23 protein-coding genes and 2 pseudogenes are annotated in these 25,632 nt (G+C 42.4%); 19 read left to right on the top strand and 6 right to left on the bottom strand.

All coding sequences use genetic code 11. From position 1 onward, the window contains the following. The first annotated feature begins 96 nt into the window (after positions 1 to 96). The 4 genes from RsY01_RS02860 to gad all read left to right on the top strand — a co-directional run bounded on the left by RsY01_RS02860 (position 97) and on the right by gad (position 6,186). Positions 97 to 1,221, top strand: a complete 1,125-nt coding sequence (locus RsY01_RS02860) for a VanZ family protein (protein ID WP_094784047.1) — start codon at positions 97 to 99, stop codon at positions 1,219 to 1,221. A gap of 14 nt (positions 1,222 to 1,235) precedes the next feature. After that, entirely contained in the window at positions 1,236 to 2,150 is a 915-nt protein-coding gene (locus tag RsY01_RS02855; protein ID WP_094784046.1) for a magnesium transporter CorA family protein, read from the top strand. A 199-nt stretch (positions 2,151 to 2,349) separates the two neighbouring features. Beyond that, positions 2,350 to 4,650, top strand: coding sequence for a formate C-acetyltransferase (gene pflB, locus RsY01_RS02850; protein ID WP_094784045.1), 2,301 nt, complete (start codon positions 2,350 to 2,352; stop codon positions 4,648 to 4,650). A gap of 132 nt (positions 4,651 to 4,782) precedes the next feature. After that, positions 4,783 to 6,186: a glutamate decarboxylase gene (gene gad / locus RsY01_RS02845; protein WP_094784044.1), complete on the top strand. Its 1,404-nt coding sequence runs from the start codon at positions 4,783 to 4,785 to the stop codon at positions 6,184 to 6,186. Between the two features lie 64 nt (positions 6,187 to 6,250). Here the strand turns inward: gad and RsY01_RS02840 are convergent, their stop codons facing one another. Beyond that, positions 6,251 to 6,556 (bottom strand): DUF1827 family protein, encoded by a 306-nt coding sequence (locus RsY01_RS02840; RefSeq protein WP_094784043.1) that lies wholly within the window; start codon positions 6,554 to 6,556, stop codon positions 6,251 to 6,253. 90 nt (positions 6,557 to 6,646) lie between these two features. Here RsY01_RS02840 and coaE point away from each other — a divergent pair, with 90 nt between their 5' ends. From coaE to RsY01_RS02805, 7 genes are all read left to right on the top strand, one after another. Beyond that, positions 6,647 to 7,225, top strand: coding sequence for a dephospho-CoA kinase (coaE, locus tag RsY01_RS02835; RefSeq protein WP_094784042.1), 579 nt, complete (start codon positions 6,647 to 6,649; stop codon positions 7,223 to 7,225). Between the two features lie 132 nt (positions 7,226 to 7,357). Continuing rightward, complete coding sequence (locus RsY01_RS02830) at positions 7,358 to 8,566, top strand: multidrug efflux MFS transporter (RefSeq protein ID WP_094784233.1); 1,209 nt, start codon at positions 7,358 to 7,360, stop codon at positions 8,564 to 8,566. Further along, the gene (gene rpmG / locus RsY01_RS02825; protein ID WP_072353592.1) at positions 8,556 to 8,702 is read left to right on the top strand and encodes a 50S ribosomal protein L33; all 147 of its coding nucleotides are present in this window, start codon (positions 8,556 to 8,558) and stop codon (positions 8,700 to 8,702) included. The genes RsY01_RS02830 and rpmG overlap by 11 nt, the downstream gene beginning before the upstream one ends. 263 nt (positions 8,703 to 8,965) lie before the next feature. After that, positions 8,966 to 10,228, top strand: coding sequence for an FtsW/RodA/SpoVE family cell cycle protein (locus RsY01_RS02820; protein WP_432205762.1), 1,263 nt, complete (start codon positions 8,966 to 8,968; stop codon positions 10,226 to 10,228). A gap of 69 nt (positions 10,229 to 10,297) precedes the next feature. After that, a complete protein-coding gene (locus tag RsY01_RS02815; RefSeq protein ID WP_094784040.1) occupies positions 10,298 to 13,711 on the top strand; it encodes a pyruvate carboxylase in 3,414 nt (1,137 codons plus the stop codon). Between the two features lie 206 nt (positions 13,712 to 13,917). After that, positions 13,918 to 14,799 carry a class II fructose-bisphosphate aldolase gene (locus RsY01_RS02810; protein WP_094784039.1) on the top strand — a complete coding sequence of 294 codons (882 nt, stop codon included), beginning with the start codon at positions 13,918 to 13,920 and terminating at the stop codon, positions 14,797 to 14,799. A gap of 465 nt (positions 14,800 to 15,264) precedes the next feature. Continuing rightward, positions 15,265 to 16,440 carry an MFS transporter gene (locus RsY01_RS02805; protein ID WP_094784038.1) on the top strand — a complete coding sequence of 392 codons (1,176 nt, stop codon included), beginning with the start codon at positions 15,265 to 15,267 and terminating at the stop codon, positions 16,438 to 16,440. A 47-nt stretch (positions 16,441 to 16,487) separates the two neighbouring features. On the opposite strand, the pseudogene RsY01_RS11055 reads toward RsY01_RS02805, so the two are convergent. Further along, positions 16,488 to 16,757: pseudogene (locus RsY01_RS11055) on the bottom strand (GNAT family N-acetyltransferase); the annotation flags it as partial. 63 nt (positions 16,758 to 16,820) lie between these two features. After that, positions 16,821 to 17,075: pseudogene (locus RsY01_RS11050) on the bottom strand ((4Fe-4S)-binding protein); the annotation flags it as partial. A gap of 180 nt (positions 17,076 to 17,255) precedes the next feature. Between RsY01_RS11050 and RsY01_RS02795 the strand changes: the two are divergent. Further along, positions 17,256 to 17,375 (top strand): DUF4044 domain-containing protein, encoded by a 120-nt coding sequence (locus tag RsY01_RS02795; RefSeq protein ID WP_003137598.1) that lies wholly within the window; start codon positions 17,256 to 17,258, stop codon positions 17,373 to 17,375. Positions 17,376 to 17,411: 36 nt separating this feature from the next. Here the strand turns inward: RsY01_RS02795 and RsY01_RS02790 are convergent, their stop codons facing one another. The 3 genes from RsY01_RS02790 to yycF are packed head-to-tail and all read right to left on the bottom strand — an operon-like array spanning position 17,412 to position 20,409. Then, entirely contained in the window at positions 17,412 to 18,224 is an 813-nt protein-coding gene (locus RsY01_RS02790) for an MBL fold metallo-hydrolase (RefSeq protein WP_167373210.1), read from the bottom strand. 57 nt (positions 18,225 to 18,281) lie between these two features. After that, positions 18,282 to 19,712, bottom strand: coding sequence for an ATP-binding protein (locus RsY01_RS02785; protein ID WP_094784035.1), 1,431 nt, complete (start codon positions 19,710 to 19,712; stop codon positions 18,282 to 18,284). Next, the gene (gene yycF / locus RsY01_RS02780) at positions 19,702 to 20,409 is read right to left on the bottom strand and encodes a response regulator YycF (RefSeq protein ID WP_094784034.1); all 708 of its coding nucleotides are present in this window, start codon (positions 20,407 to 20,409) and stop codon (positions 19,702 to 19,704) included. Before yycF ends, RsY01_RS02785 begins: the two co-directional genes overlap by 11 nt. A gap of 127 nt (positions 20,410 to 20,536) precedes the next feature. Here yycF and RsY01_RS02775 point away from each other — a divergent pair, with 127 nt between their 5' ends. From RsY01_RS02775 to RsY01_RS02745, 7 genes are all read left to right on the top strand, one after another. Beyond that, on the top strand, positions 20,537 to 21,268 hold the full coding sequence (locus RsY01_RS02775; protein ID WP_157905770.1) for a CBS domain-containing protein: 732 nt from the start codon (positions 20,537 to 20,539) through the stop codon (positions 21,266 to 21,268). Between the two features lie 13 nt (positions 21,269 to 21,281). Then, on the top strand, positions 21,282 to 21,929 hold the full coding sequence (tmk, locus tag RsY01_RS02770) for a dTMP kinase (protein WP_094784032.1): 648 nt from the start codon (positions 21,282 to 21,284) through the stop codon (positions 21,927 to 21,929). After that, positions 21,916 to 22,785: a DNA polymerase III subunit delta' gene (locus RsY01_RS02765; RefSeq protein WP_094784031.1), complete on the top strand. Its 870-nt coding sequence runs from the start codon at positions 21,916 to 21,918 to the stop codon at positions 22,783 to 22,785. The genes tmk and RsY01_RS02765 overlap by 14 nt, the downstream gene beginning before the upstream one ends. Positions 22,786 to 22,840: 55 nt before the next feature. Further along, the gene (ricT, locus tag RsY01_RS02760; protein ID WP_094784030.1) at positions 22,841 to 23,611 is read left to right on the top strand and encodes a PSP1 domain-containing protein; all 771 of its coding nucleotides are present in this window, start codon (positions 22,841 to 22,843) and stop codon (positions 23,609 to 23,611) included. After that, on the top strand, positions 23,611 to 23,949 hold the full coding sequence (locus RsY01_RS02755) for an initiation control protein YabA (protein WP_094784029.1): 339 nt from the start codon (positions 23,611 to 23,613) through the stop codon (positions 23,947 to 23,949). Before ricT ends, RsY01_RS02755 begins: the two co-directional genes overlap by 1 nt. Further along, complete coding sequence (gene rsmI / locus RsY01_RS02750; protein WP_094784028.1) at positions 23,946 to 24,812, top strand: 16S rRNA (cytidine(1402)-2'-O)-methyltransferase; 867 nt, start codon at positions 23,946 to 23,948, stop codon at positions 24,810 to 24,812. The genes RsY01_RS02755 and rsmI overlap by 4 nt, the downstream gene beginning before the upstream one ends. 129 nt (positions 24,813 to 24,941) lie before the next feature. Beyond that, positions 24,942 to 25,553: a superoxide dismutase gene (locus RsY01_RS02745; protein WP_094784027.1), complete on the top strand. Its 612-nt coding sequence runs from the start codon at positions 24,942 to 24,944 to the stop codon at positions 25,551 to 25,553. Positions 25,554 to 25,632: the final 79 nt, after the last annotated feature.

Raw genomic sequence — 25,632 nt, 5'->3', positions numbered from 1 at the left:
TCAGTTCATCTGATGTCAGAGACTTGACATAGAAGAGAACCTCTAGGGGTTCTTTTTTGGTATAATTGAGGTACTATATTTTTACTGGAGATTCTTATGGCAAACTTAGCACCCTACATCTCGTCCATTCGTTTGATTGTCGTGATGTTTCCCTTTTTGGCAATCCTGCTCTTGCTTCCTTTCTTAATCAGGCAATATCATCGTTATGGTGCCATATCGGGTTGGCTGGTTGGCGTCAACTACGCTTTCGTCTTTTACATCCTTTGTGCCTATGCCTTGACCATTTTACCCCTGCCGACAATCGAGCAAGTTAGGGCGATGACGGGGCCTGTCGAAAATTTTCATTTATTTGATTTTGTTCGGGATTTTATCACTTATTCTGGTTTTGTGCTCACACAGCCTAGTACGTGGTTGCATGCAGCCAAAAGCCCGCAGTTTATCCAGCCGTTTTTTAATCTGCTTTTGACGCTGCCGTTTGGCATGTTTCTGCGCTATCAGTATAAAAAAAGCTTTCTAACAAGTCTGGTGCTATCTTTTAGTTTGACCCTCTCTTTTGAGCTGATTCAGCGTTCAGCCCTGTTTGGACTCTATCCGCGCCCCTATCGGTTGTTTGACGTAGATGATCTATTCTTAAACACAAGTGGAGCCATGTTGGGCTGGTTGCTCTCAGGTGCTCTTGGGAAAATGTTACCTAAAAAAGAAGCCATCGTTGCAACATTAGAAGAGAGAAGTCATAAAGTCTCTATTAGTCGTAAAAATGTGGCTATTTTGCTGGATATCACTGTGATTGTTGTCTGTAATATCGCCTATAACCTGCTTGTTAGTCATCCCAATCAGCTTGTGCTCATCCTGCTCTACCTTTTCTGGATTGTCCTGCCAGAGCTTATCGGGTGGCCAACCTTTGGTCAAAGACTGGTCCATTTGAAGCTGACGGATAAATCAGGTCAAAAGGCCGGCATGATGCAAGTCTTGCTGAGAAATGTATTTGGCTACGTTTTGGTCAATGGTTTATTTGCAGCTGAGCTTTATGTGCTGGGGCAAACGGGCAGGGTCGTGGACTCCGAGTTAGGGACGTATTATTTTCTATCCTTGTTTGATGGCTTTCTAATCCTCGTTTTTATTTTGAGTTTAATCATCAGCCTATTTACCAAACAATTTTTCCATGAAATTCTATCCGGAACAAGATTGGTGTCGACCTACCAAAATAAACCAGAGGAGTAGTTAAAACATCTCTTATGATTACAAATTATAAATTAGAACAAAATAAACTCATCACATCAATTGACGGTGCTGATTTTACACTCGTGATACAACCGACAAAAGAGGAGATTGGGCATCTTGCGACCACTTATGAGTTCCCTTTTGATTATATCGCAGGCATTTTGGATGATGATGAAAATGCGCGGTTTGAGATAGATGGGCATCACAATCTCTTGCTTTTGTTGCAGTATCCGTGTGTGGAGGCTGATGCAACGGAAGTTTATCCTTTTTCTTTGATTGTGAACCCAAAGAAGAAGGCTGTGATTTTATCCTTGAATCATGAGTATGATTTAACGCCAATTGTTGAGCGGCATTATGATGCGACTCGCTACCAGCATGAGTTGATTTTTCAGATGATGAGTGTCCTCGGTCGCTCGTTTAACCATGAGTTGTCTCAGTATAAGAAACGAATGAAGGTGATAGAGAAAGAGTTGGCACGCTCTCAGGAAAATGCGCAACTCATGGAAATGATTCGGTCGCAAAAAAGTTTGATTTATTTTGAAGCGGCGCTTGAGGATAATATCGAAGTCTACCAAAAATTGATGACTTATCTGCGAGAACAGGGCGAAAATGGGTTTTCAGATCGCATTTTTGATATTTATGTTGAAGCGGATCAGGCTTTGACAACGACTAAAATTCAGTTGAAGCTGCTTGAAAATTTGAGTGATCTCTTTTCGAATATTGTTTCCAATAATTTGAATATTATGATGAAAATTATGACAAGCGCGACCTTTATCATGACCATTCCAGCGATTATTGCGGGATTGTATGGCATGAATGTGAAGCTGCCTTTTCAAAATGTCCCCTATGCGTTTTGGTTGATTATGGTGGCTGCAACAGCGATTTCATGGCTTGTTTTTCGGGTTATGTTAAAGAAACGAATGTTTTAATAACTTTTTGTATTGATACAGGTTTAACTTTTAAATGATACAGATGTGAAAAATTATCAATCTGTTACATAAAAGAAACTCAATAAAATCCCACTTTTAACTTGTGTAACCGTTTTCTGTATGATAGAATGAAGGTGTAAAATAAAACAGGTAACAAGGGAATGTTACCTTTCTCGTCAAAAATAGGAGATAATAAAACATGAAAACAGAAGTGACTGAAAACGTTTTTGAAGAAGCTTGGGCAGGATTTGAGGGAACAGACTGGAAAGAAAAAGTCAGCGTTTCTCGTTTTGTCAAAGCTAACCACAAAAATTATGATGGGGACGAGTCTTTCCTTGCAGGACCGACAGAACGTTCTTTGAAAATCAAAGACATCATCGAGTCAACGAAAGACCGTTATGAAGCGTCTCAGTTCCCTATGGATACGGATCGCGCAGCGTCAATCGCTGATATCCCAGCTGGTTACATTGACCAAGAAAACGAACTGATCTATGGGCTTCAAAACTCAGAACTTTTCCGTCTGTCATTCATGCCGAGAGGTGGCGCTCGGATGGCCGAAACGGCGTTGAAAGAGCATGGTTACACGCCAGATCCACTCATGCATGAAATCTATACCAAACACGTCACGACGGTAAATGATGGTATCTTCCGTGCTTATACCTCTAACATTCGTCGTGCGCGTCACGCCCACACAGTAACTGGTTTGCCAGATGCTTACTCACGTGGTCGTATTATCGGGGTTTATGCCCGTTTGGCAGTTTATGGTGCAGATTTCTTGATGAAAGAAAAATTCGCTGACTGGAATGCGATTAAAGAAATCAACGAAGAAACAATCCGTCTCCGTGAAGAAATCAATATGCAATACCAAGCACTCGGCGAAGTTGCGAAACTTGGTGATTTGTACGGTGTGGACGTTCGCAAACCTGCCAAAAACGTTAAAGAAGCCATCCAATGGGTGAATATCGCTTTCATGGCAGCTTGTCGTGTGATCAATGGTGCGGCTACTTCACTTGGTCGTGTGCCAATCGTGCTTGACATCTTTGCGGAACGTGACTTGGCGCGTGGGACTTTCACTGAGTCAGAAATCCAAGAGTTTGTTGATGATTTCGTCTTGAAATTGCGGACTGTTAAATTTGCACGGACGAAAGAATACGATGCCCTTTACTCAGGTGACCCAACTTTCATCACAACATCAATGGCTGGTGTCGGTAACGACGGCAAACACCGTGTGACAAAAATGGATTACCGTTTCTTGAACACCTTGGACAATGTCGGCAACTCACCAGAGCCAAACTTGACAGTCCTTTGGGCGAGCGAATTACCCTATGCTTTCAAACGCTACTGTATGAGCATGAGCCACAAACACTCTTCAATCCAATACGAAGGTGTGAAGACAATGGCTGAGGACGGTTATGGCGAAATGTCATGTATCTCTTGTTGTGTCTCACCACTTGACCCAGAAAATGAAGAAGGCCGTCACAATATTCAGTACTTTGGCGCACGCGTCAACGTCTTGAAAGCCCTCTTGACGGGTATCAATGGCGGGTATGATGATGTGCATCGTGACTACAAAGTCTTTGACATCGACCCAATCAAATCTGATGTTTTGAGCTTTGACGAGGTTAAAGCTAACTTTGAAAAATCGCTTGACTGGTTGACAGATACCTATGTAGATGCTTTGAATATCATCCACTACATGACGGATAAATACAACTATGAAGCCGTTCAAATGGCCTTCTTGCCAAGCCACCAACGTGCGAACATGGGATTCGGTATCTGTGGTTTTGCAAATACCGTTGATACTTTGTCAGCGATTAAATATGCGACAGTTAAACCAATCCGCGATGAAAATGGTTATATCTACGATTACGAAACAATCGGTGATTTCCCACGCTATGGTGAAGATGATGACCGGGCGGATGACATCGCAAAATGGTTGATGGCGGAATACCATAGCCGTTTGGCTAGCCACCAATTGCACAAAGATGCGGAAGCAACGGTGTCATTGTTGACGATCACCTCTAACGTGGCCTACTCTAAACAAACGGGTAACTCGCCAGTTCACCGCGGTGTTTTCCTCAACGAAGATGGTTCATCTAACATCAGCGAAGTTGAATTCTTCTCGCCAGGGGCTAACCCATCTAACAAAGCTAAAGGTGGTTGGTTGCAAAACCTCCGCACCCTTGAAAAATTGGAATTCAAGAATGCCAATGATGGGATTTCTCTGACAACGCAAGTGTCACCAAAAGCGCTTGGTAAAACGCGTGATGAGCAAGTCGCTAACTTGGTTGATGTTTTGGATGGCTACTTTGAAGATGGCGGACAACACGTCAACTTGAACGTCATGGACTTGGCAGACGTTAAAGATAAAATCCTTAACGGCGAAGATGTTATCGTGCGTATCTCAGGTTACTGTGTCAACACAAAATACCTCACAAAAGAACAAAAACAAGAATTGACACACCGTGTCTTCCATGAAGTTTTGTCAATGGATGTTTAAGAACACTTGCATTAAATACTGATAAACCGTCTACTGACGGTTTTTTTTGTTAGTGTAAATGAGTTATAAGCCAGTTGAACGGACTTTTTATGTTAGAATAAGACTAAGATGTGAATCAAATGGAGGTATTATATGCTATACGGAAAAAATGACCAATCCAAGAAAGCCACTTACTTACAGCCTATTTTTGGGTCGAGTGCGTCAGAGCGCGATATTCCCAAGTACAAATTAGGCGCAGATCCGATTGAGCCGCGGATTGCTTACCAACTGATTAAGGATGAACTCTTAGATGAGGGCGCGGCGCGGCAAAATTTAGCGACTTTTTGTCAGACTTATATGGAGCCTGAGGCGAGCTTGCTCATGGGGGAAACGCTGGAAAAAAACGCCATTGACAAGAGTGAATATCCGCGAACAGCAGAGCTTGAAAATCGTTGTGTGAACATGATTGCTGATCTTTGGCATGCACCAGAACAAGAAACCTATATGGGGACCTCAACCGTTGGCAGTTCGGAAGCTTGTATGCTGGGCGGTATGGCGATGAAGTTTCGTTGGCGGGCACGGGCTAAAGCTGTGGGCGTTGATATTTCAGGTCAGCGACCGAATCTCGTCATTTCATCAGGCTACCAAGTCTGCTGGGAAAAGTTCGCCGTGTATTTCGATGTTGAGCTGCGCGAAGTGCCGATGACGGCTGATAAGATGAGTCTTGACATTTCTGACATCACCAGCTATTTTGACGACTACACGATAGGCGTTGTCGGTATTCTGGGTATCACCTATACCGGTTGCTACGACGACATCGCAGGTCTTGATGCCGTGCTCACCGATTACAATCAAACGGCAAAAATCAGCATTCCGATTCATGTCGATGCTGCATCTGGCGGGATGTACACGCCCTTCATGTCACCCGAGCTCAAGTGGGATTTTCAGCTTGATAATGTCGTGTCAATCAATACGTCTGGGCATAAATATGGCCTTGTTTATCCCGGCATCGGTTGGGTACTTTGGCGCGATAAAACGTATCTGCCAGAGGAGTTGATTTTCAGCGTGTCTTACTTGGGGGGCGATATGCCGACCATGGCGATTAATTTTTCTCGGAGTGCCAGCCCAATCATCGGTCAATTCTATAATTTCATGCGCTTTGGCTTCAACGGTTACAAAGCCATTCATCAGCGGACGCATGATGTTGCCCGATTTTTAGCGGAAACAGTAGAATCAACAGGTCGTTTTACCCTTTACAATGCGGGGGAGCAGTTGCCGATAGTTTGTTACAGGCTAAAAGATGAGGATAAACAAGAATGGACCCTGTATGAACTGGCAGATATGCTCCAAATGAAAGGCTGGCAAGTTCCTGCCTATCCACTTCCGGCTGATTTATCCGATACGATTATCCAGCGCTATGTCGTCCGTGCTGATTTGAGTATGAATGTAGCAGAAGAATTTGCGGAAGATTTCAAATGGGCCATTGCAAAATTGGACGACTCACGATTTTTACGACGAAAAGATGAGAACAAACGCGTGCAAGGGTTTACGCACTAAAAAGTCAGACCGTCCTAAATTTTGAATAAAATAAAAAACTGCTCATCATCATGGATGCAGTTTTTTATTTTGTAATAATTGGATAGGAAATTTCAAGCAATCTCGGTTCATCAATGATTGAAATCTGATCGTGATTGATAATAGATTGATCCAAACGTTTTTTGAGGAAAAACTTCTGAATACCTTCGCGCTCATCAGCTCGAATCGCTCGGTGTTTATTCGTCACAATGAGTTCGTAGTGACTAGCAGCTCTCGTAAAGATAGCAGTCGTATTGCCAGCAGAATAAACTTCAACCGTCAAAGCATCGGTATTTCTAAGTTGCTGGCGGACAAGATCAGGGTAGTTGTTAGTGACATTGATGATTTTCATAGCTTTCCTCCATTTGTTCTTTAACTCTATTATAACACTTTTAGTTTGAAAATTAAAAATATTGGAATAGAAAAATGATATAATAGTGATATGAAAAAAGTAATTGGGATAACAGGTGGCATTGCTACTGGAAAGTCTGTTGTGACATCATATTTACGGGCGCATGGTTATGATGTGATTGATGCGGATGCTGTTGTAAGAGAGTTGCAGGAAGTAGGCGGTGCCTTATATATCGCCATTCGTGATACGTTTGGCCAGGCTTATTTTCTGGAAAATGGTGCTTTGGATCGCGCCAAGTTTGGTGCTTTGATTTTTTCAGACCCAGTTGCGCGTGAGAAATTATCAGCTGTGCAGGATAATATCATTCGGACGGAACTTTTGAGACGGTGCGAGACCAGTTCATCCCAGCTAGTTTTTATGGATATTCCACTCTTATTTGAGCGGGATTATACAGGATTTGATGAAACTTGGCTAGTTTACGCACCCCAAGAATTTCAGCTCAAACGCCTGATGAAACGCAATGGTTTGTCAGAAAAAGAGGCACTTTTAAGAATTAAAGCGCAGATGCCCATAGATGAGAAGCGCAGTTTAGCGACCCGAATTATCGAAAATTGTGATACAATAGAAGTACTGGAAAATCAATTAGCAAGTTTAATAAGCGAGATTTAGCGGGTGCTGTCAACTGACGGTGTTCGTTTTTTGCAGCGCTTTGGACTTGATGAATTTGTTATTTTATATGTTTGAGTTGATGTGGTAAAGTTAACCGAAGTCAACTATAAAAGATAGAAGGAAGTGGTTATTATCGAAATTAATTGGAAACGTAATTTGTTTGTGGCTTGGTTTGGCACTTTTTTTACGGCAGCGAGTGTATCGCTAGTGATGCCGTTTATGGCGCTCTATGTTGAAAAATTAGGGGTTAGCGGACATCAAGTTGAATTATTTGCAGGTCTGGCAATTTCAGTTAGCGCGCTTGCGAGTGGCCTCATTGCACCTGTCTGGGGGCGACTTGCTGACCAACGCGGTCGGCGGCTGATGATGATTCGGGCTTCTGTTGTGATGACCTTTACCATGGGGGCTCTGGCTTTTGTTCCCAATGTTTGGTGGCTCTTGATTATGAGGCTACTAAATGGCTTATTCTCAGGTTATATTCCGAATTCGACAGCCTTGATTGCCAGTCAAGTGCCTAGAGAAAAAAGTGGTTATGCGCTAGGGATGCTCTCAACGGGTATGATTGCTGGCGCTTTAATCGGCCCATCAATCGGTGGCTTTCTGGCTCAGAGTGTTGGCATGGAAAATGTTTTTCTGATTACTGGCGGGATTTTATTACTCGTCACTTTGTTGACCGTATGCCTTGTTAAAGAAGACTTTACACCTGTTGAAAAAAGAGATTTGCTCTCAACCAAAGAAATCTTGGCACGTGTGACCAATCGCCAAATTTTATTTGGCCTATTTATCACGAGTTTTGTCTTACAGCTCACCGTGCAATCAATTGCCCCCATTTTAGCACTTTATATTCGGGAGTTAAATGGCGGGACGTCAGGTAATCTGATGACGATTTCAGGTTTTATTGTGTCAGCTGCGGGACTATCTGCCGTGTTATCATCTGGTACATTGGGGAAAATAGGGGATAAAATTGGTAGTCATCGCTTGATTATTTTAGGGCTGATTTACAGTTTCTTGATTTATATTCCCATGATTTTTGTCAAGACACCGTTTCAGTTAGGCTTTTTCCGATTCATGTTAGGCTTTGGTTCTGGCGCCTTGATGCCATCTGTCAATTCCTTACTGTCAAGAATTACGCCACCAGAAGGGATTTCTCGGATTTTCAGTTTTAACCAAATGTTTACCAACTTCGGGCAAGTCGCAGGCCCACTTTTGGGAAGTGCCATTGCAGGCTATATCAGCTACCGTGCCGTGTTTATCGTCACAAGCTGTTTTGTCTTATTTAATCTCATCTGGTCTTTCTTTAATTTTAGAAAATTGCTCGGGGTAAGAGATATTGCGCGTTAAGATTAATCTTAAATGTACGAAATGTGGGCAGCAAAACTATATTTCATCTAAAAATAAGGCGACGCATCCGGATAAAGTACAGGTTTTAAAATATTGTCCGAAAGATCGGAAAGTCATTATGCACATCGAAACCTGAACGATAGGGAGGCAGTCGCTAGAAAAATTGACTAAAAGACATTGTAAACCGAACATTGAGAGAAAGTTGTTAGAAAATTTCAACACCTTTCTTTTTTTTATTTCAAAAAATGATATAATGTAACTTAATTACGATAAATAATCGTCACGCCGATTCTCAAATGGGCGTGGACAGATGACAAAGTACTATTTGCCGTTGTCTGTGATGGCAGCTAGACAAGTGACCAATTAAAGGAAAAAAAGTTGTGTGACAAACGCAACGTTATGACAATGAAAGAACTCAAAAAAAGACATTTTATAAATTACTCGATTCTTATTCCCTATCTGATTTTATCGGTGCTAGGTCTGATTATGGTCTTCTCAGCGACCGTTCCCCATCAGATAGAACTTGGCTTACCGCCTTATCAACTCTTTCGAAATCAGACCATTTTCTTTGTATTTTCTTTGATCATGATTGTGATTATCTATCGTATCAAGGTCGATAAATTGAGAAGTCGGAACTGGTTCGGCATCTTGATTCCGGTCATGATGGTCTTGCTGTTTATTGCAAGATTTCTAGCTCCACCTGTCAATGGTGCTCACGGCTGGATTGCTGTGCCGGGAATTGGGACGATTCAGCCGGCTGAATATTTGAAATTAGTTGCCGTCTGGTTTTTATCAGCCACTTTCGCCAATAAACAAGAAAAAATTCGAACTTACGATCTCAATGCGCTCTTTGATCGCAATCAATTTTGGGTCAATTTCATCAGTGGTTGGCGGATTTGGATGGTCGCGATGATTGGGGCAGTCGTCATCATGCCCGATATGGGGAATGCGTTGCTAATTATTATTAGTTCGGCAACAGTCCTAGCGGCCAGTGGTATCTCTTACCGCTGGGGCACAGGCTTTATGAAAATTTTCGGCTCCCTGACGCTTGTGATGTTAGCGCTCCTGAAGATTACCGGCGGGAATATCATTCCGAGTTTCCTTGGGTCGATTGCTTATGTCAATAAACGCTTTATTGCCTTCGCCAATCCCTTTCAAGATACAGGCGACTCAGGTCACCAACTGATTAATGGGTATTATGCCATTTCAAATGGTGGCTGGTTCGGTCGTGGCTTAGGTAATTCCATCGAGAAAAAAGGCTATCTACCAGAAGCCCATACTGACTTTATCTTTGCAATCGTGATTGAGGAGTTGGGCTTGATTGGCGGGATTATTATTTTAGGCATTCTCTTCTTTCTAATCATGCGCATTTTCATGGTCGGCATTCGAGCTAAAGATCCTTTTAATAGCATGATGGCGATTGGTGTTGGTGGGATTTTGTTTGCACAGGTGCTGGTCAATATCGGTGGGATTTCAGGTTTGATTCCGTCCACGGGTGTGACATTCCCATTCCTGAGCCAAGGGGGAAATTCTCTTCTGACCTTATCAGTTGGGATAGGCTTTGTCCTTAACATTTCTGCAGATGAAAAACGGCGAGAACTGGCAGAAATGACTGCTAAATATGATTTTTCTGACCTCTCATCAACTGCTTTGCATGGCTAATCAGCGTGCGAATGTGATATATTGAGGTATGTTAATTTAATTTCTGTAAAAAATTGAAAGGCTTTATATATGAAAAAACTACTAGTTGCTAACCGTGGCGAAATTGCTATCCGTGTCTTCCGTGCGTGTAACGAGTTGGGTATCTCAACCGTAGCGATTTATGCCAAAGAAGATGAGTATTCTGTTCACCGCTTTAAAGCCGATGAAGCCTACCAAGTTGGCGCAGGTAAGAAACCGATTGATGCCTATCTTGATAGTGATGATATTGTCCGGATTGCGCTTGAGTCTGGTGCTGAAGCGATTCATCCAGGTTATGGCTTGTTGTCAGAAAATATTGACTTTGCTCGTAAGGTCGAAGCAGCTGGTTTGATTTTTGTTGGGCCAACTTTGCACCATCTGGATATTTTTGGCGACAAAATCAAAGCCAAAGAAGCCTCTATCGCAGCTGGTGTTGGCTCTATTCCGGGAACTGAAGGGCCGGTGGACTTGGAAGGCGCGCTTGCCTTTGGTCGTACTTTTGGCTATCCAGTCATGATTAAAGCTGCTCTTGGTGGTGGCGGTCGCGGTATGCGTGTGGCGCATAATGAAGCTGAGGCACGTGATGGTTATGCGCGTGCCGCATCAGAAGCCAAATCAGCCTTTGGTTCTGATGAAATCTATGTCGAAAAATACATTACCAATCCGAAACATATTGAAGTTCAAATCCTCGGTGATGCGCATGGCAATGTCGTGCATTTATATGAGCGTGACTGTTCTGTGCAACGTCGGAATCAAAAAGTCATCGAAGTCGCACCGAGCGTTGGCATGTCGGATGATTTGCGGCAACGGATTTGTGATGCCGCAGTCAAACTCTGCCAACACGTTGGCTATGTCAATGCCGGTACCGTCGAGTTTTTGGTGAAAGACAATGAATTTTACTTTATCGAAGTCAATCCACGTGTTCAGGTTGAACATACGATTACAGAAGTGGTGACAGGCATTGACATCGTCCAAGCTCAGATTTTAATCGCTGAGGGCGCTGATCTTCACAAAGATGTCAAAATACCTGAACAAGATAAAATGCCCTTATTAGGCTCTGCCATCCAATGTCGGATTACAACAGAAGACCCTGAAAATAATTTCTTACCTGATACAGGTAAAATTGACACTTATCGTTCGCCGGGTGGTTTTGGTGTCCGTTTAGATGTCGGCAATGCCTATTCTGGTTATGAAGTGACGCCCTATTTTGACAGCTTACTCGTTAAAGTCATTACCAATGCGACTGACTTTAAGGAAGCTATCCGTAAAATGGATCGTTGTCTCCGTGAATTCCGGATTCGTGGCGTTAAGACCAATATTCCGTTCCTAAGAAATGTCCTCAATCACTCGGAATTTGTGTCGGGAGAGGCCAAGACGACCTTTATCGACAGTACACCGGAGCTCTTTAGCTTCCCGCGTTTGCGCGACCGTGGTAATAAAACGATGAAATACATCGCCAATATCACAGTTAATGGCTTCCCAGGGGTTAATCAAACGGCTAAACCTTATTTTGATGAAACACGCTATCCGAAAGTCAAGAAAATCGAAACGCTAACGACTAAGAATATCTTAGAGACCAAGGGTGCTGACGCCGTTGTTGATTATGTCAAATCTCGCAAGGAAGTGTTGTTGACCGATACGACTTTTCGTGATGCCCATCAAAGTCTTTTGGCAACACGTGTGCGCTTGCAAGACATGCGACAAGTTGCAGCAGCAGTCGACCAAGGCTTGCCTAACCTTTTCTCATCTGAGATGTGGGGCGGGGCAACCTTTGATGTCGCCTATCGTTTCCTCAATGAAAGTCCTTGGTATCGTTTGCGGGAACTCCGTAAATTAATGCCCAACACCATGTTCCAAATGCTTTTCCGTGGGTCAAATGCGGTTGGCTACCAAAACTATCCAGATAATGTTATCCAAGAATTTATCAAAGTTGCGGCGGAAGAAGGCATAGATGTTTTCCGTGTCTTTGACTCGCTTAACTGGCTGCCACAGATGGAAAAATCGATCCAAGCTGTCCGTGATACCGGTAAGATTGTTGAAGCAACCATGTGTTACACAGGCGATATCTTGGACGATAATCGTCAAAAATATAATATCAAATATTATAAAGATTTGGCGAAAGAACTCCAAGCAACAGGTGCGCATATTTTGGCCATTAAAGATATGGCGGGTATTTTGAAACCTCAAGCGGCTTACCGTTTGATTTCAGAGTTGAAAGAAACGGTTGATATGCCGCTCCATTTGCATACGCATGATACGTCTGGCAATGGCATCATCACTTGTTCAGCAGCGGTAACGGCAGGTGTGGATATCGTGGATGTGGCGACGGCTGCCATGTCATCAGGCACGAGTCAACCAAGTATGTCATCCCTTTACTATGCTTTGGAAAATGGTAAACGCGCACCGGAGTTAGATATTGAAAATGCAGCGCAAATCAACCATTACTGGGAAGACGTTCGCAAGTTCTATGCACCATTTGAAAAAGGTCTGACTAGCCCGCAGACAGAAGTTTATCTACATGAAATGCCGGGTGGTCAATATACCAACCTCCAATCGCAGGCAACAGCTGTTGGCTTGGGCTTGCGCTTTGATGAAGTCAAAGCCATGTATCACACGGTCAACATGATGTTTGGTGACATTATCAAGGTGACACCATCTTCTAAAGTTGTCGGCGATATGGCGCTCTTTATGGTACAAAATGATCTGACTGAAGCAGATATCTACGAAAAAGGCGCTTCGCTGAGCTTCCCTGAATCAGTGATTAGTTTCTTTGCTGGTGATTTAGGCCAGCCAGTTGGTGGTTTCCCAGAGAAATTGCAAAAAATTATTCTCAAAGATAAGCCCTTTATCACAGATCGTCCAGGTTTACATGCGACACCGGTTAATTTTGACGATGTCGTGGTTGAGTTGACTGAGAAATTGGGCTATGCGCCTGGTCGTCATGAGGTGTTGAGCTATATCCTTTATCCACAGGTCTTTCTTGATTACCAAAAAATGCAAAATGAGTTTGGCAGTGTGACCTTACTTGACACACCGACATTCTTTAACGGTATGCGTGTCGGTGAAAAGATTTCGGTTCAAATCGAAAAAGGTAAGACCTTGTTAATCCGTCTGGATAGCATCTCTGAACCTGATAATGAAGGCAATAAAACGCTCTTCTTTAACCTCAATGGGCAACGTCGTGAGATGGTTGTCAAAGATACGTCGATTAAAACGACAGCTGTCGTTAAGGAAAAAGCGGAGCCATCTAATCCAAATCATATCGGTGCAACCATGCCGGGTTCAGTCGTGACAGTTCTTGTCAAACCTGATGAGAAAGTTGTCAAAGGGCAACCGCTGATGGTCACAGAAGCGATGAAGATGGAAACAACGATTGAGGCACCATTTGATGGTGAAGTGAAGAGAATCTATGTCAAGGCAGCAGAAGCGATTGCCACACAAGATTTATTGATCGAAATGAAATAAAAATAATTGTTAAAAACTTACGACTTTGGAAATTTTGAAGGACGTAAGTTTTTTTGTTAGGTAAATAGGCTGTAAATTTAGCTGTAATTTTCAGCAAATAAACGAGAAAAGTTGATGAAAATAAAATAAATCGACTAAAAACTAGAATAATCCTTCACAAAGTGGTATAATTAACTCGTTAAATAAATTTTGGAGGAACTTAAGAAATGGCAATCGTTTCAGCAGAAAAATTCGTTGCAGCAGCTCGTGAAAATGGCTACGCAATCGGTGGATTCAATACAAACAACTTGGAGTGGACACAAGCTATCTTGCGTGCAGCTCAAGCTAAACAAGCTCCAGTACTTATCCAAACGTCTATGGGCGCTGGTAAATACATGGGTGGCTACAAAACAGCTAAATACATCATTGAAAACCTTGTGGAATCAATGAACATCACTGTACCAGTTGCGATTCACCTTGACCACGGTCATTATGAAGACGCTAAAGAAGTTATCGAAGTTGGTTACACATCATTGATGTTTGACGGTTCACATCTGCCAATCGCTGAAAACCTTGAAAAAACGAAAGAAATCGTTGCGCTTGCTCACGCTAAAGGTATCTCAGTCGAAGCTGAAGTTGGGACTATCGGTGGTGAAGAAGACGGTATCATCGGTTCTGGTGAATTAGCACCAATCGAAGATGCAGTTGAAATGGTTAAAACAGGTATTGACTTCCTTGCAGCTGGTATCGGTAACATTCATGGTCCTTACCCAGCTAACTGGACTGGTCTTGATTTGGATCACCTTCAAAAATTAACTGACGCTGTTCCTGGTTTCCCAATCGTCCTTCACGGTGGTTCTGGTATCCCTGATGACCAAATCCGTGCAGCAATCAAAATGGGTGTTGCCAAAGTCAACGTTAACACTGAATCACAACAAGCCTTTGCAGCAGCAACTCGTCAATTTGCACGTGACTACGATGCCAACGAAGCTGACTACGAAGCTAAAAAATTGTTTGACCCACGTAAATTCCTTAAACCAGGTATTGACGCCGTTCAAGCAGCAGTTGAAGAACGTATTGACGTTTTCGGTTCTGCAAATAAAGCCTAAGTCTTATTCTGCGAAGCAATCTTTGATTGTGAGCAAACAAAGTTTAATTCAATTTTAAAATATGATAAAATCAACGCTTGCCAGTGATGGCAGGTGTTTTTTGATAGCATTTTGGGATTGACTCACGAAGATAGAATAACTTATGTATTTTTTAAAAACTTTTAAATATAGGAATAATTATAGAAATGTTCTAGAAATACAAAGCAAAATATGGTATAATGAAATTATATTAATTTATTATTTTGCTTTGGGAACCTTTAAAGCAACAAGTATTGAACAGCTTTAACCTGAAGCAGATTAAAATCAGCCTAATTGGATAAAAAATATCTGATTTAAAAGTAAAGGCGCCCATTTGGGTGTTTTTGCTTTTTATTGTGGTTTGTAAAACGTTTACAAGCCATAATATCATCATTTAAAAGTGGAAGACACCTCAAATATATCGTGAGATGTCAAAAGGGGGAAATTATGGAAGCAGAACATCAAGTGACAAAGATATTTAATCAGTCATTTTTAGAGATTTTTATCATCAATTTATTGGTCATGATGACATTTTACAGCCTAACCGTTGCTATTGGGCCTTATGCGGTAGAAGAATTAGGCTTATCACAGGCAGTCGGTGGATTGCTTGTTGGTCTCACGGTTATCGGGTCGTTATTTGCTCGCTTATCCAGTGGCATGATTATGGCGAAATTAGATACCAAGCAAATTTTATTGCTTGGTGGCGGCATCTTGCTGGTGAGTTTGATTGCCTATCCTTTGGTGCATAGCCTGACGCTTTTGGCTGTGATGCGCTTTATTCAAGGGGTTGCAGTCGGCTTGATTGGGACGATTACTAATACTGCGATTGTCTTAGTTGTCCCAGCTAAACGAAAATCAGAAGGGATTTCCTATTTCAGTCTATCGACAGTTATTGCGACAGCCATGGGGCCATTTTTAGCCCTTGTTTTAATCGATACCGTCGGGTTTCAAAAACTTTTCTTGCTGGAAATTATCATCGGTATTTTGATTTTAGCGGCTATTTTCTTTATTCATGAGGAGGCTGTTGAACTGCCTAACAAAGGGCATCAGCAAAAAATGAGCATTCATAGTTTTGTAGCGCCAAAAGTTTTGCCAATTGCCTTTGTGATGATGATTGCGGCAATTACTTATAGTGCCATCCAAAGCGATCTCAGCTTTTTCATGAAAGAGCAGCACATGGCTGAGTACACTAGCCTTTTCTTCGTTATCTATGCCCTTTCAGTGCTGGTTAGTCGACTATTCACAGGCGTTCTGGCGGATAAGAAAGGTGAAAACTTCGTTATCTATCCCTCGTTTATTGCCTTAATTCTCGGCTTTATCACCCTTTCTCAGGTCAATGGTGTATGGCTCTTTGTCATCTCAGCTATTCTGATTGGTGTTGGCTTTGGTAATCTACAATCAACAATCCAGTCAACGATTGCTAAAATGGTGCCTATTGAACGGCTTGGGGTTGCGACATCGACTTACTTTATCTTGTTTGACTTGGCTTTTGGTGTTGGCCCTGTTATTTTGGGCATTATTGCACCAATCCTTGGTTTCAAAGTCTTATTTGAATTAATGGTGGCTGTTGTGATCCTTTCTTTGGTGCTTTATTATTTCGTCCATGGCAAAAAAGTTGCATAATTTCTTAACAAAAAAATGGCATCAGACTTCTGATACCATTTTTTAGTTCAAAGATCCTGACGCAAAACATCGGCGTATTCAGGTTTTTCTTTAAATTCTTTTTGGGCAAAGGGACAGATTGGGAAGATTTTCTTGTCTTCACGGCGGGCTTTTTCGACCATTTTAGCGACGAGTTGTTCAGCTAAGCCATTGCCTCGAAATTCAGGATTGACACCTGTATGGACAATGACAAGGGTATCTTCTGCTTCCGTAAAGGTGATTTCGCCAGCTTGTTGCTGTGTATCTGCGTTAATCAAAGCAATTTGATCTTCTTGATCTTCAAATGTAAAGTTTGGCATAGTCATTTCCCCCTCAATGAAATTATCTTGACCATGGTAGCACCATTTTAAAGCGCCACTCGGACAAGAATTGACGACAGTGATACATTGTTCAACAGATTCGGCATTACCCGTGATAATCCAAGGTCTGCGACCGACTTCAAAAACCTTTGAATCGCCACGGACACAATTTCCGACGTGAGCACAAATGTCCTTATTGTAAAAAACATCTAGGTCGTCAGAGTAATATTTACGATAACCAAGCGATAGTAAGTCTGCTTCTGTGACTGTCTTACCGTTGATTTTATTACCTTCCATTAAATCTCCTCTTTTTCTAGTATTTTTAAAATACAGTCTCGTTTTAAAGCCACCACTAAAATGGTCTGATGGACATCCTTTTTAGCGGAGATTACTATAAGCTTTATTATATCATTTATCACTTAATTAAGCCTTAACTAAGTGCTTGAAAAACATGGCATTTTGCGGTAAAATCTCTATATGGCTTATAAAAAACAACAAAAAACAACTTTTCAAAAAGTTGTCATGCTCATTGTCTGGTTGATGCTGATTTTAACTGTTTTTGCAGCAGTTGCAGCAGCAATTTCAGTCTTTATCTAATGGCTTATCCATCCTTGGATGAGTTTTTTTATTGTCTCAAATATGATACAAAGGGCTTGCTTCGACATGGCTCGTGTCCAAAACGACCACGTCATTTTGGGCATCAATATCATGCTGCATCAGCGTATTTTCCATGGTCATATGCGCCAGTTCTTTCAGATTGTTTTCCTGACTGCGGTGACCGAGCAGGATTTTTTTAGTTTGCTTGCCGATGACAGAGAGTGCTGTACTCGCCCCATCTTCATTTGACAAATGGCCGTGGTCGGAAAGAATCCGTTGTTTTAACCGCCAAGGGTAGTTCCCCATCCGCAGGATTTCGACATCGTGATTTGATTCCATCAAGTAAGCATCCGCATTTTCGATTGTACCCCGCATCCGATCGCTGACATAGCCAGTATCTGTCAGCATGACAAAGCTCTTGCCATCTTTCATAAATTTGTAAAATTGTGGCGCCGCGGCGTCATGACTGACACCAAAACTTTCGACATCCATATCGCCGAAGGTCAGCATCTTACCCATTTCAAAGACGTGTTTTTGAGCTGTATCAATCTTCCCACAGGATTCCCCAATAGCTTGCCACGTTTGCTCGTTGGCATAGAGATCCATTTTGTATTTGCGGGCCAGGACGCCTAGTCCAGCAACGTGATCTTTATGTTCATGGGTTACAAGCAGGCTATCGACATCGCTCAAGCTACGGCCGATTTCATTCATGAGACCCTCGATTTTTTTACCAGAAAGTCCGGCATCGACTAAAATTTTGCGCTCAGATGTCTCGATATATGTGACATTACCAGTCGAACCACTGGCTAATATACTGTAGTTAAATCCATTTTCTTCTGTCAATTTCATTTCCTTGCTAAAAGTACACTACCATGAATTTTAAAAATGGTAGTTTTTATGTTAAGTCTAATCTACCAGCCCAGCCCAATCATCAGTCTCAGCTTCGAGCGGTGCGTACGGCAGAACGACAGTAAAAATCGTCCCGGTTTCGCCATCAGATTTAGCCCAGACGAAACCGTTGTGCATTTTGACGATATCCCGAACGATGGCAAGCCCCAGTCCAGTCCCGCCTTGTTCACGGCTGCGCGCCTTATCAACACGATAAAAACGGTCGAAGATTTTAGGCAAATCTTTTTTAGGAATACCAAGCCCTTCGTCTGCAATGCGCAAGAGAACTTGCGTCTTGGTCTGCTCCAAGCTGACGGTAATATTACCACCAGCAGGGCTGTACTTAATGGCATTGTTCATCAGATTATCAATGACTTGCCCCATTTTATCGGTATCAATTTCCATCCAAATCGGTTGGAGCGGGATTTGCCGGACAATCTTGAATTGCTTGTCATTTTCATCGCTATTGCCGACAATCTGATCGAAACGGTTGAGTTGAAAATGAAGAAAAGCAACGAAGTTAATCACTTCTTTTTCGAGGGCAATGGTATCAGAATCCATGCGAGACAAGGTGACTAAATCTCGAATCATTCGAATCATCCGATCCGTTTCTTTCAGCGAGACTTTAATAAAGCCGGGGGCAATGTCAGGGTCATTGATAGCACCTTCATCGAGTGCTTCCAGATAAGATTTGACAGAGGTTAGAGGTGTCCGCAATTCATGCGAGACGTTGGAAACGAATAAGCGCCGTTCTCGTTCATTTTTTTCCTGTTCTGTGACGTCGTGTAAAACAGCAACGACCCCTGAAATAAACCCTGATTCTCGGCGGAAAAGGGCAAATTTAATCCGTAAAGTCGTAAATTCGCCCATGGCATTTTCAGAGTCGAGGATGATTTCAGGCTCAGCTTCCAGTAACTCTCGAAAGGTGTAGTCTGCGGCAATATCCAAGGCTTCAATTAGTTTTCGAGAGAGGAGGTCTTTTTCTGTGACATTGAGATATTCTAAAGCAGAATGATTCGCGAGGACGATTTTGCCGCGCCTGTCCGTCGCAATGACCCCGTCCGTCATGTAGGTCAGGATACCATTTAGTCGCGTGCTAGAGGATTCTAATCTTTCCTGAGTGTGTTCCGTTTTCTCACCAAGGTTGACCACTTTATCATAGAGTTGGTTGATTTCGGTATGACCCGGAATTTGCTTTCTCACCGTGTATTTTTGCTCGGTGAAATCATCAATTTGATCTGAAATTTGATTTAAACCGATAGAAATTCGTGTGGTAAACCAGACCAGTAGAATGAGCGAGCAGACATAGAAAATACAAAGCCGTGTTAAAGAGGCTTGATGGGTGAGGAAGCCATGTGCATTCAAGCTAAAGAAAGCTGAAAAAAGCAGTAAATGTGAGATTACCGCTTTAAATAGAATAGTACTTGTGAAAGGGAGTTTATTTTTCATTCGGATTACTCAAATAATAACCGACGCCACGACGTGTTGCAACATACTCAGGGCGACTTGGCGTATCTTCTACCTTTTCGCGCAAGCGACGAATGGTCACGTCAACCGTCCGAACATCGCCGAAATAATCATAGCCCCAGACCGTTTCCAGCAAATGCTCACGCGTCATCACCTCACCGACATGTTGTGCCAGATAGTGCAAAAGCTCAAACTCACGATGCGTCAAATCGATATGTTTATCATTTTTATAGGCCGCATATTTTTCGGGCGCAATGGTAATGTCACCAATCCGGATTTCTTTTTTATCAGCGCCAGTTGCTGTGGTCTCTGGCGCCAGATTAGAGCGGCGCAAATTAGCTTTGACACGGGCTAAAAGTTCACGGTTTGAAAAAGGCTTAGTGACATAGTCATCTGCACCTAATTCCAGACCGATCACCTTATCAAATTCACTGTCCTTGGCAGAAACCATGATAATCGGTACTTCTGAAGATTTGCGAATTTCGCGAGCCACTTCAAGGCCGTCTTTTTGTGGTAACATCAGGTCCAGCAAAATCAGGTCAGGCTGTTCAGCCGCAAAAACGTCAAGTGCTTCCTCGCCGTCAAAAGCGGTCAAGACTTCGTAGCCTTCTTTTGTAAGATTGAATTTGACGATATCAGAAATTGGTTTTTCGTCATCAACAACAAGAATTTTTTTCATATATCATTTCTCCATTAATAGCTTTATTATAGCGCTTTTTACGCATTTCAGCAATCAAAAGTGTTTATAGGCGATTAGACGAATTGATGCGAACCATGTTAAAATGGAAGTGAGAGGTGCTTTTGATATGACTGATAGACAAATGGCGCAGCAATTAGATGCAACACCCAATAATTTGAACGAACAATTTATTTCAATTTACAAAAAAATAGAGACTTTTGCCAATAGAAAGTTTAACAAAACAGGCAAATATATGCCCATGTCCCAACTGACAGATGCCATCATGACGGGCATACCCGGTGCGCGTGAGTACGCAATGGATTTTGAGCTGTTTAATAATCTCCGCAATATGATGCAGCATAAGCTATCTGACAATTATTTCGTCATCCAGCCAGAAGTTGTCACGCTGATTCAGCACGTCCACGATGTTCTGACCCAGCCCATCACAGTCGGCCAGCTATTTGCGTCAGAAGTCATTTTTGTCCCAGAACACGCCGAGTTTGAAACCGTGATTGACTTAATCAGGCGACATCATCATACCCAGTTTCCAGTCATTCGAAATGGCAAAATTGTCATGCGCCAAATCATCACGGCCAATGCGCTTGTGCATGCTTTAACCGTTTCTAAAAAACCAAATGTGTCAGATATGTTGGCGCAGTCACAAGCCATCGTGAGGTTTATACCAGCGTCAGCCTCGATTTTTGAGGCGGAAAAAATCCTGCTTGACGAGATGAAACTGGGTCAGAAATCAGTCGTTTTGCTGATTACCAAAGTCACGGACTACAAAAAAGTCAGACCAGCAGATGTGATTGGTCTCATCAATATCGCAGATTTGCCCCAAATTTTGGCAAAAAAATGATATAATTTAAACTATGACTAAAGGAATTTTGATTACGTTGGAAGGGCCTGAGGGTGCTGGCAAAACAACGATATTACATAAGATTTTACCACTATTAACACAAGCAGGCGCTGATATTTTAACGACGCGTGAACCAGGTGGCATTCGGATTGCGGAGAGTATCCGTGAGATTATTCTCGCACCTGAAAATACAGCGATTGATGGCAAGACAGAACTGCTCTTATTTGCGGCAGCTCGCAGACAACATTTGAACGAAAAAGTCCGTCCTGCTTTAGCAGCAGGCAAAATCGTGATGATTGACCGCTTTATCGACTCATCTGTTGCTTATCAGGGCTATGCGCGTGGGATTAAAGTGGCTGATGTTGAAGCAATTAATCACTTTGCGACGGATGGTCTCTTACCAGACTTGACCCTGTATTTTGATGTTGATACTGCGGTTGGCTTGTCGCGAGTGATGACAGGTGACCGTGAAGTCAATCGGCTTGATTTAGAAACACAAGACATGCACCAAAAAGTGCGTGCTGGCTATCAAGCCATTGCCAAAGCTAATCCTGAGCGGATTGTGACGATTGATGCGTCGCAAGCAATTGATCAAGTCGTAGCAGCGACTTTGGCGACATTACAGACACGCTTTCCGGAGATTTTTAATGGCGATTTCTGACTTACAACCTGAACTTTTTGCTCGATTTTCTCAAGTTCTAAAGCATGACAAATTACATCATGCTTTCTTATTTTCAGGTGGCTTTGGTGCGATGGAGATGGCGATTTGGTTAGCCCAGTCGCGCTTTTGTCTGGAGCAAAAAGACGGTTTGCCTTGTGGTCAATGTCGGGAATGTCGCTTGGTTGCGGCTAATGATTTTACGGATTTGCATATCGTTAAGCCTGATGGTCAGACGATTAAGACACAGCAGATTAGGGATTTGTTGCTGACTTTTTCACAGTCTGGTTTCGAGACAAATCGGCAAGTCGTGGTGATTGACGGGGCTGAAAAGCTCCATGTCAATGCCGCCAATGCTTTGCTCAAGTCTATAGAGGAGCCTGAGTCTGAAATTTATATCTTTTTACTCACAGCATCCGAAAATATGGTGCTAGAGACCATTAAATCTCGGGCGCAAGTCATCACCTTTCCAAATCAGTCTGAATTTATTCAGCAATTTTTAGAGCAAACGGGTACGCTCAAGACAGATGCAACCATCATCTCAGAGATTGTAACCTCTTTGACTGACGCTGAGGAATTAGCGGGAGATAAGGCATTTTTGGAGAGTATTAGGCAGTTAGAGAAATTTACCAAGGCACTCGCCAGCAATGTCAATATCGATGAGGCAATGCTACAAATTATACAGTTAGCCCCTTTATTTAAAGACAAAAAAATGCAGGGTTTGGCGTTTAATATCCTTGCCATCTTATTTGTCAAAAATCGGCAACCTCAATGGGCGCAAAATGTGTTTACGGCACAAAAATACTGGCGTGCCAATGTCAATTTTCAAGCCAGTCTAGAAAAAATTATTTTAGGCTAGTTCTGCTATCTATCTTAATATTGAGCCATGCCATAAGGCATTCAGAAAGAAAACTATGAATTACGAAATCAAATTTACCCATGGAGAAGATAATCTTTTTGTGTCAAGCAATAGCCATTATGCGATTGCTGACATTGTGGTGATTAAAACTGAAAAATATAAAATGATGGGGCACGTTGTCCGTGAAGTCTCGTCAGACCTCGCAAGTGCTGGCTATATCATCTCTCAAGCCAATGTCCTAGATTTTGAAATGGCAGATAAAGTTGCCAAAGATTCTGATGCTGCTAAAGAAACGGTCAAACGTTTGGTGCAGGAACATGGCCTTGACATGAAAGTGATTGAAGTGAAATACACGCTTGATTACAAACGCCTGTATATTAGCTTTACAGCAGAACATCGTGTGGATTTCAGAGCGCTCTTAAAAGATTTAGCCAGCAGCTTCAAGACACGGATTGAATTACGGCAAATTGGCTCACGTGATGTGGCCAAAACTTTTGGTGGCATTGGCCCTTGTGGGCGCCCGCTTTGCTGTTCAGAATTTATGGGCGAATTTCCTAATGTCAGCATTAAGATGGCTAAAAATCAGGCTTTATCGCTCAACCAGAGCAAGTTGAATGGTCTGTGTGGTCGTTTGATGTGTTGCCTGACTTATGAAGATGATTTTTATCGTCAGGCGCGCCAAAATTTCCCAGACTTTGGGGATACCATCAAAACGGTTGATGGTCAGGCTCGGGTGATTGGCATGAATATCTTATCCAATACGGTCAAAGTGAGACTGGATAATCATGTTCAGGATTATGATATTTCAGAAATCGAGGTGGTCTAATGCCAGATAAAATGTCTTTCTTTGAGCATTTATCAGAGCTTGAAGAAGGTTTGGTGGCGACACTCACGCAAGTCAGTGATATTAAAAGTAACTACCAAAAATTATTAACAGAGAATACAAGCCTACGCTTGGAAAATGCGCGCTTGCGCGATCGTTTGGCGGAGTTTTCAGAGCCACATAGTTCAGAAAATAAGAACGAAAAATCGACGAAGAAAGTGCCTATGTCAAATTTGCAGGAAATTTACGAAGACGGCTTTCATGTGTGTCGGGATTTTTATGGTCAGCGTTTGGAGCCGGGTGAGACGTGTCTGTATTGTGCGGAGATTTTGTATCGATGATGAATTTTCAGCAGAGTTTTAAGGGCGAAAAGTCAGCAGGCACGCTGTATTTAGTGCCGACACCGATCGGGAATTTGGATGACATGACCTTTCGAGCGGTCAACATCTTACAAACGGTTGATTTGATTGCCTCGGAAGACACGCGCAATACGCAAAAACTACTCAATCATTTTGAGATTGACACACCACAAGAAAGTTTTCACGAACATAATAGTGGGCTGAAACTGTCAAAAATGGTGCAATTTTTAGCATCGGGTAAATCCCTTGCTCAGGTTTCAGATGCAGGGTTGCCGTCGATTTCTGACCCGGGACATGATTTGGTGCTGGCCTGTATTGCTGAGGATATTGATGTTGTCGCCTTACCCGGTGCAAGCGCTGGGATTACGGCCTTGATTGCCTCTGGCATTGCGCCACAACCGCATGTTTTTTACGGTTTTTTACCTCGGAAGAAGTCAGAACAAGTCGCTTTTTTGACTGAAAAGTTGGCTTATCCTGAAAGTCAGATTTTTTATGAGTCTCCGCATCGGGTGGCTGCGACCCTGACCAATCTATTGACTGTTTACGGTGATCGTGAGGTGGCTTTTGTGCGGGAGTTGACCAAACTTTTCGAAGAATATCGCCGTGGTCGGATTTCTGAAGTCTTGGCATCGCTTGAGACACATCCGATTAAGGGGGAGTGTTTGATTATTGTCAGTGGGTCTGATGATGTTGCACTGGACGACGCAACAGAATTGACCGATTTAGAAGCTGTTGAAGCCTTGATTCAAGCGGGAGAGAAACCTAACGCTGCCATCAAAAAAGTCGCTAAAACACGTGGCTTGGTGCGGCAGGAGCTTTATCAAAGTTATCATCAACTCTCATAAGCAAAAATTCTAAATGAATGGATAGTTATTTTAACTAAAAATAGCAATCAAAAAATTAGCTATCTCCTATTTTTTAGAGTAGAATAAGGGTATAACAAATCTCATCAAATCAAAGAAAGAGGTACCAACATGGCACACACACTTCCAGAACTACCTTACGCATATGATGCACTCGAACCATTTTTCGATGAAGCAACGATGAAATTGCACCATGATAAACACCATGCAACTTATGTCGCAAACTTGAACGCAGCGCTTGACAAACATCCTGAATTGGCTGACAAATCAGCGCTTGAACTCGTTAAAAATTTGGCTTCAGTTCCTGATGACATCCGTACTGCTGTTCAAAACAATGGTGGTGGTCATGTCAACCATAGTTTCTTCTGGGAAATCTTGGCACCAAATGCTGGTGGTGTGCCAACTGGTGCAATCGGTGACGCCATCGCTGCTAAATTTGGTGACTTTGATGCTTTCAAAGAAGTCTTCAAAACAGCCGCAACTGGTCGTTTCGGTAGCGGTTGGGCATGGTTGGTAGTGGATGCCAATGGTGAGCTTAAAGTCACATCAACAGCCAATCAAGACAATCCGATTACAGATGGTGAAACACCTGTCCTTGGTTTGGATGTTTGGGAACATGCTTACTATCTTAAATACCATAATGTTCGTCCTGACTACATCGCAGCATTCTTTGAACTTGTCAACTGGGATAAAGTCAACGAACTTTACGCAACAGCTAAATAAATCAATCAAAGTAGTCTAAAAGAATATCACAGTTGATATTCTTTTTTTGATACGTGCTTACGGTCAGTTTTAAATCGTG

It is taken from the genome of Pseudolactococcus reticulitermitis, assembly GCF_002260845.1.
GTDB lineage: Bacteria > Bacillota > Bacilli > Lactobacillales > Streptococcaceae > Pseudolactococcus > Pseudolactococcus reticulitermitis.
Note: the sequence above shows the minus strand (reverse complement) of the source record. Positions and strands in the feature narration are given on the sequence as shown.

What these genes read in the sequence shown, in the direction of transcription:
- RsY01_RS02860 (WP_094784047.1), top strand. Translation starts at nt 97, where the DNA reads ATGGCAAACTTAGCACCCTACATCTCGTCCATTCGTTTGATTGTCGTG.
- RsY01_RS02855 (WP_094784046.1), top strand. Translation starts at nt 1,236, where the DNA reads ATGATTACAAATTATAAATTAGAACAAAATAAACTCATCACATCAATT.
- pflB (WP_094784045.1), top strand. Translation starts at nt 2,350, where the DNA reads ATGAAAACAGAAGTGACTGAAAACGTTTTTGAAGAAGCTTGGGCAGGA.
- gad (WP_094784044.1), top strand. Translation starts at nt 4,783, where the DNA reads ATGCTATACGGAAAAAATGACCAATCCAAGAAAGCCACTTACTTACAG.
- RsY01_RS02840 (WP_094784043.1), bottom strand. Translation starts at nt 6,556, where the DNA reads ATGAAAATCATCAATGTCACTAACAACTACCCTGATCTTGTCCGCCAG.
- coaE (WP_094784042.1), top strand. Translation starts at nt 6,647, where the DNA reads ATGAAAAAAGTAATTGGGATAACAGGTGGCATTGCTACTGGAAAGTCT.
- RsY01_RS02820 (WP_432205762.1), top strand. Translation starts at nt 8,966, where the DNA reads ATGACAATGAAAGAACTCAAAAAAAGACATTTTATAAATTACTCGATT.
- RsY01_RS02815 (WP_094784040.1), top strand. Translation starts at nt 10,298, where the DNA reads ATGAAAAAACTACTAGTTGCTAACCGTGGCGAAATTGCTATCCGTGTC.
- RsY01_RS02810 (WP_094784039.1), top strand. Translation starts at nt 13,918, where the DNA reads ATGGCAATCGTTTCAGCAGAAAAATTCGTTGCAGCAGCTCGTGAAAAT.
- RsY01_RS02805 (WP_094784038.1), top strand. Translation starts at nt 15,265, where the DNA reads ATGGAAGCAGAACATCAAGTGACAAAGATATTTAATCAGTCATTTTTA.
- RsY01_RS02795 (WP_003137598.1), top strand. Translation starts at nt 17,256, where the DNA reads ATGGCTTATAAAAAACAACAAAAAACAACTTTTCAAAAAGTTGTCATG.
- RsY01_RS02790 (WP_167373210.1), bottom strand. Translation starts at nt 18,224, where the DNA reads ATGAAATTGACAGAAGAAAATGGATTTAACTACAGTATATTAGCCAGT.
- RsY01_RS02785 (WP_094784035.1), bottom strand. Translation starts at nt 19,712, where the DNA reads ATGAAAAATAAACTCCCTTTCACAAGTACTATTCTATTTAAAGCGGTA.
- yycF (WP_094784034.1), bottom strand. Translation starts at nt 20,409, where the DNA reads ATGAAAAAAATTCTTGTTGTTGATGACGAAAAACCAATTTCTGATATC.
- RsY01_RS02775 (WP_157905770.1), top strand. Translation starts at nt 20,537, where the DNA reads ATGACTGATAGACAAATGGCGCAGCAATTAGATGCAACACCCAATAAT.
- tmk (WP_094784032.1), top strand. Translation starts at nt 21,282, where the DNA reads ATGACTAAAGGAATTTTGATTACGTTGGAAGGGCCTGAGGGTGCTGGC.
- RsY01_RS02765 (WP_094784031.1), top strand. Translation starts at nt 21,916, where the DNA reads ATGGCGATTTCTGACTTACAACCTGAACTTTTTGCTCGATTTTCTCAA.
- ricT (WP_094784030.1), top strand. Translation starts at nt 22,841, where the DNA reads ATGAATTACGAAATCAAATTTACCCATGGAGAAGATAATCTTTTTGTG.
- RsY01_RS02755 (WP_094784029.1), top strand. Translation starts at nt 23,611, where the DNA reads ATGCCAGATAAAATGTCTTTCTTTGAGCATTTATCAGAGCTTGAAGAA.
- rsmI (WP_094784028.1), top strand. Translation starts at nt 23,946, where the DNA reads ATGATGAATTTTCAGCAGAGTTTTAAGGGCGAAAAGTCAGCAGGCACG.
- RsY01_RS02745 (WP_094784027.1), top strand. Translation starts at nt 24,942, where the DNA reads ATGGCACACACACTTCCAGAACTACCTTACGCATATGATGCACTCGAA.